Source organism: Novosphingobium sp. BL-A-28-Hi1-0D (assembly GCF_055521755.1).
The window spans coordinates 3221963-3234980 of record NZ_CM145502.1 but is presented as its reverse complement, the minus strand read 5'-3'; the positions used below and the strand labels follow the sequence as shown (position 1 = coordinate 3234980).

At 63.0% G+C, this 13018-nt stretch carries 12 protein-coding genes and 1 tRNA gene; 10 read left to right on the top strand and 3 right to left on the bottom strand.

Features of this window, described 5'->3' with window-relative positions:
- Positions 1-4 precede the first annotated feature (4 nt).
- The 4 genes from phaR (at position 5) to ACZ1JW_RS15630 (ending at position 6023) form a co-directional block, all read left to right on the top strand.
- Positions 5-556, top strand: coding sequence for a polyhydroxyalkanoate synthesis repressor PhaR (gene phaR, locus ACZ1JW_RS15645; RefSeq protein WP_465141248.1), 552 nt, complete (start codon positions 5-7; stop codon positions 554-556).
- A 71-nt stretch (positions 557-627) separates the two neighbouring features.
- A complete protein-coding gene (gene proS / locus ACZ1JW_RS15640) occupies positions 628-2175 on the top strand; it encodes a proline--tRNA ligase (RefSeq protein WP_465141247.1) in 1548 nt (515 codons plus the stop codon).
- A gap of 206 nt (positions 2176-2381) precedes the next feature.
- Positions 2382-3701 carry a M28 family peptidase gene (locus tag ACZ1JW_RS15635; RefSeq protein WP_465141246.1) on the top strand — a complete coding sequence of 440 codons (1320 nt, stop codon included), beginning with the start codon at positions 2382-2384 and terminating at the stop codon, positions 3699-3701.
- A 39-nt stretch (positions 3702-3740) separates the two neighbouring features.
- Positions 3741-6023 (top strand): ribonuclease R family protein, encoded by a 2283-nt coding sequence (locus tag ACZ1JW_RS15630; RefSeq protein WP_465141245.1) that lies wholly within the window; start codon positions 3741-3743, stop codon positions 6021-6023.
- On the opposite strand, the gene ACZ1JW_RS15625 is transcribed toward ACZ1JW_RS15630, so the two are convergent.
- Positions 6024-6482, bottom strand: coding sequence for a universal stress protein (locus ACZ1JW_RS15625; RefSeq protein ID WP_465141244.1), 459 nt, complete (start codon positions 6480-6482; stop codon positions 6024-6026).
- Between the two features lie 168 nt (positions 6483-6650).
- On the opposite strand from ACZ1JW_RS15625, the gene ACZ1JW_RS15620 reads away from it, so the two are divergent.
- From ACZ1JW_RS15620 to lpdA, 3 genes are read left to right on the top strand one after another with little or no spacing between them, the layout of a single operon-like run.
- Positions 6651-7934: a pyruvate dehydrogenase complex dihydrolipoamide acetyltransferase gene (locus ACZ1JW_RS15620; protein ID WP_465141243.1), complete on the top strand. Its 1284-nt coding sequence runs from the start codon at positions 6651-6653 to the stop codon at positions 7932-7934.
- A 36-nt stretch (positions 7935-7970) separates the two neighbouring features.
- Positions 7971-8357, top strand: a complete 387-nt coding sequence (locus tag ACZ1JW_RS15615; RefSeq protein WP_465141242.1) for an acyl-CoA thioesterase — start codon at positions 7971-7973, stop codon at positions 8355-8357.
- 13 nt (positions 8358-8370) lie between these two features.
- Complete coding sequence (gene lpdA / locus ACZ1JW_RS15610; protein ID WP_465141241.1) at positions 8371-9783, top strand: dihydrolipoyl dehydrogenase; 1413 nt, start codon at positions 8371-8373, stop codon at positions 9781-9783.
- 87 nt (positions 9784-9870) lie between these two features.
- Here the strand turns inward: lpdA and ACZ1JW_RS15605 are convergent, their stop codons facing one another.
- Positions 9871-10401, bottom strand: a complete 531-nt coding sequence (locus tag ACZ1JW_RS15605; RefSeq protein ID WP_465141240.1) for a hypothetical protein — start codon at positions 10399-10401, stop codon at positions 9871-9873.
- 275 nt (positions 10402-10676) lie between these two features.
- Here ACZ1JW_RS15605 and ACZ1JW_RS15600 point away from each other — a divergent pair, with 275 nt between their 5' ends.
- Positions 10677-10820, top strand: a complete 144-nt coding sequence (locus ACZ1JW_RS15600) for a hypothetical protein (protein WP_465141239.1) — start codon at positions 10677-10679, stop codon at positions 10818-10820.
- 14 nt (positions 10821-10834) lie between these two features.
- Here ACZ1JW_RS15600 and ACZ1JW_RS15595 read toward each other — a convergent pair.
- Positions 10835-10924, bottom strand: a tRNA-Ser gene (locus tag ACZ1JW_RS15595).
- Between the two features lie 117 nt (positions 10925-11041).
- On the opposite strand from ACZ1JW_RS15595, the gene ACZ1JW_RS15590 reads away from it, so the two are divergent.
- Both ACZ1JW_RS15590 and ACZ1JW_RS15585 read left to right on the top strand, forming a co-directional pair.
- Positions 11042-12070, top strand: a complete 1029-nt coding sequence (locus ACZ1JW_RS15590; protein ID WP_465141238.1) for a lytic murein transglycosylase — start codon at positions 11042-11044, stop codon at positions 12068-12070.
- 7 nt (positions 12071-12077) lie between these two features.
- Complete coding sequence (locus ACZ1JW_RS15585) at positions 12078-12965, top strand: SPOR domain-containing protein (protein WP_465141237.1); 888 nt, start codon at positions 12078-12080, stop codon at positions 12963-12965.
- Positions 12966-13018: the final 53 nt, after the last annotated feature.

The window sequence follows — 13018 nt, the reverse complement described above, 5'->3', positions numbered from 1 at the left end:
CACCATGGCCAGTGATTCCAAGAATGGCGGCACGGTTATAATCAAGAAATACGCCAACCGTCGCCTCTACAATACCAGCACTTCCAGCTATATCACGCTCGACCATCTTGCCCAGATGGTGAAGGATAACGTGGACTTTCAGGTGATTGACGCCAAGACCGGCGCGGATCTGACCCATGCGATCCTGACGCAGATCATCATGGAAGAAGAGTCGGCGGGTGAGCAGATGCTGCCGACCAATTTCCTGCGCCAGCTGATCTCGATGTACGGCAATTCGATGCAGGCTTTCCTGCCGGGCTACCTCGAAGCATCGATGGAGCACTTCCGCGAGAACCAGGCCAAGATGCGCAAGGCGATTGAGGAAAGCATTGGGGCCAACCCGCTTGCCCAGATTGCCCAGCGCAATATGGAAATGTTCAAGGCTGCCGCTGCGGCTTTCGTTCCGGGTGCTGCGGCAAAGGATGAAGCGGCCCCTGCCGCCGAGGCCGATGACCTCGATGGTCTGCGCAAGCAGATGGCCGAGATGCAGAAGAAGCTCGACCAGCTTTCCAAGTAACCCCCTTTTCCTTCTCGCAAGGCCGCGCCGGGCATTGCGAGAAGGCGTTTTGCGCTTTAACGCGCAAGCCCATGAACCAGCCCGCAATAAAGCACGCGCTCAATGTGAAGCGCGCCGACGACTTCGCCCAGTGGTATCAGGCCGTGATCGCCGAGGCCGAGCTTGCCGAGGAATCCGGCGTGCGCGGCTGTATGGTGATCCGCCCATGGGGCTACGGCATCTGGGAACGCATCCAGAAGCTGATGGATGCCGAGATCAAGGAAGCTGGCGTCGAGAACTGCTACTTCCCGCTGTTCATCCCGCTGTCTTACTTCGCCAAGGAAGCTGAGCACGTTGAAGGCTTCGCCAAGGAAATGGCAGTCGTCACGCATCACCGCCTGATTGCTGACGGCAAGGGCGGGTTGACGCCGGATCCCGAAGCAAAGCTGGAGGAACCGTTGGTCGTCCGCCCGACGTCCGAGACGGTGATCGGCGCGGCGATGGCACGCTGGGTCCAGTCCTGGCGCGATCTGCCGCTGATGGTGAACCAGTGGGCCAACGTCGTGCGCTGGGAAATGCGCACGCGGATGTTCCTGCGCACCAGCGAGTTCCTCTGGCAGGAAGGCCACACAGCCCACGCCGATGAGGCGGACGCGATGAAGGAAACGCTTCGCGCGCTTGAAATGTATCGCGCGTTTGCCGAAGGGCCACTGGCCATGCCAGTCATCGCCGGACCCAAGCCTGAGAACGAGCGTTTCCCCGGCGCGGTCGAGACGTTCTCGATCGAGGCGATGATGCAGGACGGCAAGGCGCTGCAGGCTGGTACCTCGCACTACCTCGGAACCACCTTCGCGCAGGCAGCCGGCATCCGCTATCAGGACAAGGAAGGCCAGCAGGCGCTGGCGCACACCACGTCGTGGGGCGTTTCGACGCGTCTGATCGGTGGCGTGATCATGACGCACGGCGATGACGATGGTTTGCGCGTGCCGCCGCAGGTTGCGCCGCAGCAGATCGTTATCCTGCCGATGCTGCGCGACAACGATGGCGACGAGGCGCTGCTCGCCTATTGCGAAGAGATCCGCAAGACTCTAGCCAAGCAGTCTGCGTTCGGCGAACGCGTGCGCGTGCTGCTCGACAAGCGCCCCGGCAAGGCCACGCAGAAGCGCTGGGCCTGGGTGAAGCGCGGCGTGCCGCTGATCCTTGAAATCGGCGGGCGTGATGCAGAGGGCGGCATGGTTTCGGCGCTGCGCCGCGACAAGCTTTGGCGCGAGGATGCGAAGCCCAACTTTGTCGGGCAAGCCAAGGATGACTTCATCGCTTCGGCGTCGGCGGAACTGGAAGCGATCCAGACCTCGCTTTACGAGGAAGCTCGTGCGCGCCGTGATGCGCAGATCGTGCGCGATGTGACCGATCTTGAGGGGCTGAAGGCCTACTTTGCTGAGGGCAACAAGTATCCGGGCTGGGTCGAGATGGGCTGGAGCAAGCCCACCGGCGAGGCACTGGACAAGGTTGTCGAGCAGTTGAAGGCGCTGAAGCTGACGATCCGCAACACGCCGCTCGATGCGGCGAAGCCCGATGGGGTCTGTCCGTTTACGGGTGAGCCTGCGGTCGAGAAGATCCTGATCGCACGGTCTTACTGATTCTAGATATTGTTCGCGCGGAGACGCGGAGAAGGGGAGAAAGAGCGAGAGACGATGAAGCCTGCGGCGCAGCCGTCTTCAGTTTCTCCATCTTTCTCCGCGCGTCTCCGCGCGCAATGTATTCCGCGCGAATAGCACCTTGGGAGATCCACCCTTTTTGACGGGTGGGCTTGGCGTGGTGCTTTGGGCCGGTAAGGTCTGCGTCCATGAGAAACGCTCTGGTCCTGATCCCGCTGCTTGTCTCCACCGCTGCTGTCGCGGCACCCGAGGAAGCGATTTCCGAGGCGCGGTTGCGGGCCGATGTCGAGAAACTGGTCCGCTTTGGCACGCGGCATACGCTGTCTTCGCAGACCGACCCAAAGCGTGGGATCGGCGCTGCGCGCAAGTGGGCGGAAGGGGAGTTTCGCAAGACGGCTGCAGCTTGCGGGGGCTGCCTCGAGATCGTGCTTCCTGAAACGGTGGTGAGTGGTGACCGGGTGCCGGTGCCGACGCGGCTCGTCAACGTGGTGGCGATCCAGCGCGGGAGCGAGCGGCCGAATGAAGTCGTGATTGTGCAGGGCCACATAGACAGCCGCGTTTCGGACCCTCTCGATGCGGTCAAGGATGCACCCGGCGCGAACGATGACGGTTCCGGTACGGCGTTGGTGCTGGAAGCAGCGCGGGTACTGTCGAAGGAAAAGTTTCCGACGACCATCATCTATGCTGCTCTGTCAGGCGAGGAGCAAGGCCTGTTCGGTGGCAAGTTGCTGGCCGACTACGCCGCGCAGCAGGGCTGGACGGTGAAGGCCGTGCTCAACAACGATATCGTTGGCGGTTCAACCGGGGCGGATGGATACAAGGACGATGCGCACGTGCGCTTATTGTCCGAAGGGCCGCGCGCCGATGCGACCGATGCCTTGCGGGCACAGATGCGCAGGTATGGTGGGGAAAACGACAGTCCTTCGCGCAATATCTCGCGTTGGGTGGCCAAGCTTGCCGAGAAGGATGGCAAGGGGCTGGCGGTACGGCAGATCTGGCGGGCCGACAGACTGGGCCGGGGCGGAGACCAGTTGCCATTCTCGGACAAGGGCTATCCGGCGGTGCGCTTTACCGTGGCGGTCGAGGACTATGAACACCAGCATCAGGATTTGCGGATCGAAGGCGGGGTGAAGTTTGGTGATACCGTAGACGAGATGGATTTTCCCTATCTTGCCAAGGTGACCCGCCTGAATGTTCAGGCGCTTTCGAAGCTGGCGCGGACGCCGATGCCGCCAGCGCCGGTGGTGAAGGGGGCGGTGCAGCCGAGTACGGATGTGGAATGGCAGGCGGTGCCGGGCGCGGTTCGCTATGTGCTGTGGCAGCGGCGGACGGATGCGCCAATGTGGGAAACGCGGCTGCTCGAGACGGCAGAGGTCAAGGCCAGCCTACCGGGCGTTCGCGCCGATGACTGGCTCTTCGGGGTGAGCGCGGTGGCGGTGGACGGAAGCGAGAGTCCCGTTGCTTCGGCGGTTCCAGGTGGCCAGTTCGGTCCGCTGGCCAAGCCATGAGCGCTTGCCATCCCGTGGCTTAGCGACCACATGCCCGGGATGGCTAAATTCAAGTTTCCGCAAGGTCTCCCGACGCGCCAGCAGGTGCTCGATTTCATCGCCCAGTCCGACGAGCCTGCGGGCAAGCGCGAGATTTCCAAGGCTTTCGGGCTTAAGGGGGCGGAGAAGATCGCGCTCAAGGCGCTGCTCAAGGACATGGCCGAGGAAGGCCTGATCGACGGCAACCGTAGCGCATTCCACGCGATGGGCGGCGTGCCCAAGGTGACCGTGTTGCGCATCGTCGAGATCGACGAGGGCGAGCCGGTGGCCATTCCTGACAGCTGGAGCCCGGAAGATGCCAGCCCTCCGCCGCGGCTGCGAGTGGTGGAACCGCGCGGGAAGCAGCGCGATCGCAATGCTGCGCTGCGCGTGGGTGATCGCGTGCTGGCGCGGACCGAGGAGGCGGGCAAGGGCTGGATCGCCCATCCGATGAAGAAGCTGCAGGGCGGCGAAGAGCAGATGATGGGTGTCGTCGAACTTGACGGCACCGGCAAGGGCTGGCTCGCTCCGGTGGACAAGCGGGTTCGCAATGCCGTTCCGATTTCCCACCTTGGTGGGGCCGAAGAAGGGCAACTGGTTCTCGCCGAACCTGCCGGTCGGTCACCGCGTTCGGGAATGCGTGTCGTGGCGGTGCTGGGCGATCCGCTGGCGCCGCGTGCGTTCAGCCTGATCGCGATCCACAAGCATGGCATTCCCTTCGTATTCCCTGAAGGCGCGATTGCCGAGGCGGAACTGGCGGCTAAGTTGCCGGTCAGCGAGGAGAAGCGCGAGGATCTGCGTCATTTGCCGATCGTTGCCATCGATCCTGCCGACGCACGCGACCATGACGATGCGATCTGGGCAGAGCAGGACGGGGAAGGGGGCTTCCGTGCGGTCGTGGCGATTGCGGACGTCAGCTATTATGTGCGGCCGGGCGGGCAGACGGATCGCGAGGCGAGGAAGCGCGGCAATTCGGTCTATTTCCCCGACCGCGTCGTGCCGATGCTACCCGAAGTGCTTTCGGCGGAGGTCTGCTCGCTGAAGATGGGGGCGGACCGGGCGGCGATGGCTTGCCACCTGTCGATCGACAGTTCGGGTCATATCCGCGAATGGCGGTTTACCCGCGCCGTGGTGCGGATCGCTGAAGTGATTGCCTATGAGGAAGCGCAGCGGCGGATCGATGCCGGCGAGACCGAGGCGCATCTGCAGAACTTGTGGGCTGCGTGGCGACTGCTGGAGAAGGCGCGCAATGCGCGGGATCCGCTGAACCTCGAACTGCCAGAGCGGCGCGTGGTGCTCGATGCTCAGGGCAAGATTGCCGAGATCGCGATTCGCGAGCGGCTCGATGCGCACCGCGTGGTCGAAGACTTCATGATTGCGGCAAACGTGGCGGCGGCCAAGGCGCTGGAGGCCAAAGTTGCCCCGGTGGTCTATCGTATCCACGAGCCGCCGAGCCGGGAGAAGCTGGTAGCGTTGAAGGACTACCTCGCCACGTTCGAGCGCAAGTTCACGCTGGGTCAAGTGGTTACGCCATCGCTGTTCAACCGGATGCTCAAGGACATTTCGGACGAGGCGGAGAAGGCGCTGATCATGGAGGCGGTTCTGCGCAGCCAGACGCAGGCCTATTACGGGCCGCGCAATGCGGGGCACTTCGGGTTGGCTCTAGGGTCCTACGCGCATTTCACCTCGCCGATCCGGCGCTATTCCGACTTGCTGGTGCATCGCGCGCTGGTTGATGCCTATGGGTTGGAGCAGCCGCGCCCGAAGGCGGACCTGCCGCCTACCTCCGGGCTTTCGGACCGGGATCGCGGTGATCTGGCGCGCGTGTCGGAAGCGATCAGCAACGCCGAGCGGCGAGCGATGGAGGCCGAGCGCGATACGATCGACCGTTATGTGGCGGCCTGGCTCTCGGGCAAGGTGGGCGAGGTGTTCGATACGCGCATTACCGGCGTGCAGAAGTTCGGCCTGTTCGCCACGATCATCGGGCTGGGCGGGGACGGGTTGGTGCCGGTCTCGACGCTGGGGGCCGAGCGGTTCAACTATGACGAGAAGGCGCAGCGGCTGATCGGGGAGCTGAGCGGTGAGGAGTTTGCCATGGGGCAGATCCTCAAGCTGCGGCTCGCCGAAGCGAATCCGCTGACCGGGGCGCTCAAGTTCGAGCCGGTGGATGTGGCCGAAGGTGTGCAGCGGATCGAGCGGCGTGGCGAAAAGCTGGGGCACAAGCCAAAGCGGCAGGGCAACTACGTGCCGGGCAAGCGCGGGCGGCCGTCCAACATCCGCCACCAGGGGCGCAGGAAGAAGTGATCAGCTGAAGCGGTCGACTTCCTCGTCCGGCAGGGCGCCGGGGACAATCATCAGCGGGCAGGGGAGCTGGCCTGCAATCCCTGCGAAGTGAGTGACCAGCGGGCCGGGGTTGTTGCCGCCCGAAGCGCCGAGGACCAGTGCCGAGATCTCCGGATGTTCGGCGAGGTATTCGCGCACGACCTTCGGGCCATCGCCCTCGCGGACGGCGATGACCGGGGTCAGCCCGGATTCGCTGGCGAGACTCCCGGCGGCTGTCATTGCGAGAACCTCGGCCCGGTCGCGCGCTTCTTCCTCGATCGTGGCCTGCACGCCGCCGAACGCGACGAACTCCTGTTGCGGCACGAGCGCGAGGATATGGACGGCGCCGCCTGTGCGGACGGCACGGCGCGCGGCGAAGCGCAAGGCTGCCTTGGCCTCGTCGGTCTCGTCCATGATCACCAGATAGATGCGTTGCGACATGACCTTTGTCCTCTCGAAACCCTCGTATCGGCAAATTCGTATGCGGTGCAAGCGGCAAGCCACTTGACCCGACGCGCCATGCTGGTGAAATGGGCCTGACAAAAGATGCAGGAGAGGTTTCCGCTACGGCACCTCTGCTTCGCGCCATCAGGACACGGAAAAACGCCCATGCCCATCGCCATCAAGATGCCCGCACTCTCGCCCACGATGGAAGAGGGAACTCTGTCAAAGTGGCTGGTGAAAGTGGGCGACAAGGTTTCCTCCGGCGACATCATGGCCGAGATCGAGACCGATAAGGCGACGATGGAGTTCGAGGCGGTTGACGAGGGCACTATCGTTTCGATCGACGTGGCCGAAGGCTCGGAAGGCGTGAAGGTCGGCACCGTGATCGCGATGATTGCGGGCGAGGACGACGATGCGAGCGCGCCTGCCCCGAAGGCGGCGGCCCCGGCACCCGCGCCAACTCCGGCTCCCGCACCAGAACCTGCGCCTTCAGCCGCCCCTGCGCCGGTGGTTGCTGCTCCTCCGGCTGCCAAGGGTGATCGCATCGTCGCCAGTCCGCTCGCCAAGCGCATTGCAGCAGACAAGGGCATCGACCTTTCGGGCGTTGCAGGCTCCGGCCCGAACGGCCGAATCGTCAAGGCCGACGTCGAGGATGCAAAGCCCGGCGCTGCTCCTGCGGCTGCCATTGCTGCCCCTGCAGCCGCACCTGCCGCTGCGCCAGTCGCCGCATCGGCACCGGCTGCAGTTCCAGACTTCGGCATCCCCTATGAAGCGGCCAAGCTCAACAATGTTCGCAAGACAATCGCGCGCCGCCTGACCGAGGCGAAGCAGACGATCCCGCACATCTATCTGACGGTCGACATCCAGCTCGATGCGCTGCTCAAGCTGCGCGGGCAACTGAACAAGGCGCTCGAGGCGCAGGGCGTGAAGCTTTCGGTGAACGACCTGATCATCAAGGCGCTGGCCAAGGCGCTGGTGCAGGTGCCCAAGTGCAATGTCAGCTTTGCCGGCGATGAGTTGCGCAGCTTCAAGCGTGCCGACATTTCGGTGGCCGTTGCTGCGCCTTCGGGCCTGATCACGCCGATCATCGTCGATGCGGGAGCCAAGTCGGTCTCGGCCATCGCCACCGAGATGAAGGCGCTGGCGAACAAGGCGCGCGAGGGCAAGCTGCAGCCGCACGAGTATCAGGGCGGCACGGCTTCGCTTTCAAACCTCGGCATGTTCGGGATCAAGAGCTTCGATGCCGTGATCAACCCGCCCCAGGCGATGATCATGGCGGTCGGCGCGGGCGAGCAGCGTCCCTATGTGATTGATGGGGCACTCGGCATCGCCACCGTGATGTCGGCGACCGGCAGCTTCGACCATCGCGCCATCGACGGCGCGGACGGTGCCGAACTGATGCAAGCGTTCAAGAACCTGATCGAGAACCCGCTGGGCCTGGTGGCCTGATATCGCTGGCCTGATCCTAGTTGCAGGGGTGAAGAGATGGCCGATCCGCTACCATCAGGCGAACCGGCCATCCGCATCACGGCAATGCCAGCTGATGCCAATCCTGCCGGCGATATCTTTGGCGGGTGGCTGATGGCGCAGATGGACATGGCAGCAGGCATCGTTGCGGCGCGCAGGGCCAAGGGCCGTGCCGCCACGATTGCCGTCGAAGGCATGACATTTCATCACCCGGTGCACGTGGGCGACGAAGTTTCCGTCTATGCGCACCTGAGCAAAGCCGGGCGCACGTCGATGACGATCGACGTGGAAACCTGGCGGCGGGCACGGACTGGCGAGGATCGCCAGAAAGTGACTCAGGCACGATTTTTCTTCGTCGCCATCGACGACGATCGCAAACCGCGGCCTTTGCCGCAGACAGACTGACAGGAGCATTTGCGTGGCTGACCAATATGACGTCATCGTCCTCGGATCGGGCCCCGGCGGCTATGTCGCGGCGATCCGCTGCGCGCAGCTCGGGCTCAAGACGGCCATTGTCGAGCGTGAGAACCTGGGTGGCATCTGCCTCAACTGGGGCTGCATCCCGACCAAGGCGCTGCTGCGCTCTGCCGAAGTGCTCAACCACATGAAGCACGCAGCGGCCTATGGTCTTGCGGCTGACAACATCCGCGCTGATCTCGACGCGGTGGTCAAGCGTTCGCGCGGCGTTGCCAAGCAGCTCAATCAGGGCGTCACGCACCTGATGAAGAAGAACAAGATCACCGTGCACATGGGCAACGGTGTCCTGAAGTCTGCGACCTCGGTCGAGGTTGCGGGCGACAAGGGCAAGGAAGTCATTTCCGCCAAGCACGTGATCGTCGCCACGGGCGCCCGCGCACGTGATCTTCCTTTCGCCAAGGCCGATGGCGAGCGGGTGTGGACCTATCGTCATGCGATGACGCCCAAGGAAATGCCGAGCAAGCTGCTGGTCATCGGATCGGGCGCCATCGGCATCGAATTTGCCAGCTTCTACAACGATATGGGCGCCGAAGTTACGGTAGTTGAAATGATGGACCGCGTGGTGCCCGTCGAAGACGCCGACGTTTCGGCCTTCCTCGAGAAGGCGCTGACCAAGCAGGGCATGAAGATCATGACCGGCGCAGGCGTTGAAAGCCTTGCCGTGTCTGGCTCTGGGGTGAAGGCGAAGATCAAGGGCAAGGATGGCAAGGTTGTCGAGGCCGACTACAGCCATGTGATCGTGGCCGTGGGCATCGTGCCGAACACCGAGAACATCGGCATCGAGGCACTGGGTGTGAAGGCAGAACGCGGAATCATCGCGATCGACGGTTATGGCCGCACCAACGTAAAGGGCCTGTGGGCCATCGGCGACGTGACGCCGGGGCCCTGGCTCGCGCACAAGGCAAGCCATGAAGGCGTGATTGCAGCCGAAGCCATCGCGGCAGAACTCGGCAACAAGGACGTCCACCCGCACCCGATGGATCGTGGCAATATCCCCGGCTGCACCTACTGCCATCCGCAGATCGCCAGCGTGGGCCTGACCGAGGCCAAGGCGAAGGAAGCGGGCTATGAACTGAAGGTCGGCACCTTCCCGTTCATCGGCAACGGCAAGGCCATCGCGCTTGGCGAGCCCGAAGGCTTCGTGAAGACCGTGTTCGACGCCAAGACCGGCGAACTGCTCGGCGCGCACATGATCGGCGCGGAAGTGACCGAAATGATCCAGGGCTATGTTGTGGGCAAGACGCTCGAGACGACCGAGGCCGAACTCATGCACACGGTCTTCCCGCACCCGACGATCAGCGAATCGATGCACGAAAGCGTGCTTGCGGCTTACGGGCGGGCGATCCACATCTGAGGGCTCCCGACGGGCTTGAAGGCAAAAAGAAAGGCGCGGACAGGAGAACCTGCCCGCGCCTTTTTGCATTCAAGGTTCAACGCCCGGTCAGTTCGCCGCAGGCGTGGCTACCGGTCCAGCCTGAGCAGGGGCTGCGACCGGCGTCGATACCAGCATACCGGACATTACTCGCGCAGCCGATTCAGGAATCATGAAATTCAACGGTTCCGCAGTCCGGGCGCGCAATTGCTGACCGTTCACAATCGTTGCAGATCGGCCGGTGACAAAGGCTGAGAATACGCCGACGGCAACCGCTGTACCAACCGTCGCGCCAGTATTGCCCTCACCTTCCTGACGATGGTTGCCGGTGAGTGAGACGCGCTTTCCGCCCATCTCAAGCCAATCAAAAGATACTTCCATCTTGCCCGATTTGCCGAAGGCGCCCTTGTTGGTCATCCAGGTGACAGTACCTTCGCCCATGGTTCCCTTGGGGATCATCACGTAGCCGTCCTGCATCACATCAAACACGGTGGAGATCCGGAACTTGTAGCCTTCCTTTAGCTTTTTGCCCTTGGTCGTCAGCGTATCGTTCGGAGTTACAACAACCTCCGAATTCGGGGGCAGGACGATTTGACGCATAGCCGGTGCTGCCGGTGCAACAGGAGCTGATACTGCAGCCGTTGTCGTAGCGACAGGTGCGGAAGTCGCATCTTGCGCAGATGCGATCGATGGTGCGGCCGCAGTTACTGCGGCCACCACAAATGTAGTTCGAAGCATTATTGAAATTTCCCTTCCTGTTGCCCCGGACGGAGTTCCACACGACTTGTCGAAAAACAAGCACAGAATTCGACAAGTTGCGTCGAGCAAGGAACAACTTCCACCTCCCGCGCTTTCTGTCGGCAAGGAGAGGTTCATTGGAATTCGAAATTGAAGAGCCCTTCAATCCGAACCCGTGGCAAGCAGCATGGCACCGCCAAGTAGCGTCACCGAGGAAACAGATTTATCGAGACGAGATGTGCGTCAAGGCCATCGAGATTCCGGAGTCCGAGGAGCCGTGATCCAAGGGATGTGCTGGCGGACAGGGTGGGATTCGAACCCACGGTGAGCTTGCACCCACGGCGGTTTTCAAGACCGCTGCCTTAAACCACTCGGCCACCTGTCCGCGTATCACCAGAGTGCGGTGATCGGCTCGCCGTTAGCGAGTTCTGCATCGGTCGCAAAGGGGATTCCCATCGTTGCCCATCCATGCAACATCGTTTCCATGCAATTTCTTGAACGAATGAGAGGGTTTCGGGCTGCGAGCGTAGCCGCTTTTGCCTTGCTGGTGGCGGGACCTGCGGTGGGTCAGGTCGATGCCGAGGAGGCCGGATTCCAGGGGTACCTGCAATTGCTGGCGGCGCGGGCGCGGGCCGAGGGTGTCCGCGAATCGACCATTGCGCAGATGACGCAGGGCCTGACGCTTAACCAGCGGGTGATCCAGCTGGATCGGGCGCAGCCTGGTTCTTCATCCGGCACAATCCCCTCGTTCGAGCCTTATCGCCGCCAACACGTGGATGCGGCGCGGATTGCACGGGGACGGCGGACTTATGCGTCCGTAGCCGGGCAGATCGGGGCGATCGAGCAGCGCTATGGGGTGCCGGGGCCGATCATGCTGGCGATATGGGGGCACGAGACCGACTACGGCGGATATACCGGGAGTTTCGATCTGCCGCGCGCTCTGGCCACGCTTGCCTACGAAGGGCGCCGCCGGGAGCTGTTTGCGGACGAATTCGTGGCGGCCATGAAGATGGTCGACCGGGGCGTACCCCGCTCGAAGCTCGTTGGCAGCTGGGCGGGTGCATTCGGCAATCCGCAGTTCCTGCCGTCGGTCTACCTCCGCGTGGCGCAGGACGGCGATGGCGACGGATTTGCCGATATCTGGTCAAGCCGGACCGACACGCTGGCCTCTATCGCCAACTATTTCCGCGATGCGGGCTGGCGACCGGGGCAACCGTGGGGCGTAGCAGTGAGCGTACCTGCTGACCTCGATCGCGCAAGCCTTGGCACGACATTGAAAAGTCCGCGGTGTCCACGCGTGTTTGACAGGCATACCGGATGGAAGACCATGGCCGAGTGGCGCGCACTGGGTATCGTGCCGCAATCGGGATCCTGGCTTGCAGACAATGTCATGGCGAGTTTGCTCGAGCCCGATGGGCGCGGACGAACTGCCTATCTGCTAACCGGAAATTATAGGGTTATCCTCGATTACAACTGCTCGAACTTTTACGCTCTGTCCGTAGGACTTCTTGCAGATGAGATCAGCCGTTAGTCGATCAGTGAGCCGCATCGCGATTGCTGCGACATTGCTCCTTGCGATTCAAGGCCCGGGGGTTGCCCGTGAAGCCCCGCCTGCGCAGGCAACTTCGCGCGGACCAGCGGGAGATTACCCGATGGTGCTGGGCGCGCCGTTCACGGTCGATGGCGTGACCTACACTCCTGTCGATGTGATGAACTATGATTCGGTCGGCTATGCGCAGGTTGGTGAAGGCGACGGGGTGAGTGGCGCGCATCGCACCTTGCCTTTGCCGAGCTATGTCGAAGTGACATCGCTGGAAACGGGCCGGACGATCCTCGTTCGGTTGACGCAGCGTGGGCCGATGACGGGGAGCGATCTTGTGTCGCTTTCGACCGGGGCTTGGGCCCAACTGGGAGCAACGCCGGGCGCACGGGTGCCCGTGCGTGTGCGCCGGGTCAATCCGCCCGAAGCCGAGCGCACGCTGTTGCGCAGTGGCGGCCAGGCTCCGGCGCGGATGGATACGCCGCCGGGATTGCTGGTTGCGCTCAAGCGCAAGCTGGGGATTGCGGTGGTGCCGCCTGCCGTATCGGAAGTTGCGACTCCTGCGCCGGCAAAGGTCGAGCCGAAGCCGCTTGCCAAGGATGAAGCCAAACCTGTTGCCAAACCGGCCGCACCGCCCAAGCCTGCAGAGCCGGTCAAGGCACCCGCTACAGCTTCCAGCAAGGCGCTCTACGTTCAGGTCGGCGCATACTCGACGCGTGCCCGCGCAGAGGCGTCGGCTAAGGCGGTGGGCGGATCGGTTACAGCGTCGGGCAAATTGTGGCGCGTGCGGGTTGGCCCCCATAAGGACCGTGGACAAGCTGATGCGGCGCTGGCGAAGGTTCGCGCTGGCGGCTATGCCGACGCAAGGGTCGTGACCGCGCCTTGACCTGATGGCGCTGGGCGGCCTGATTTGTCCGGGGACTGTTCTTGCGCCTGAAG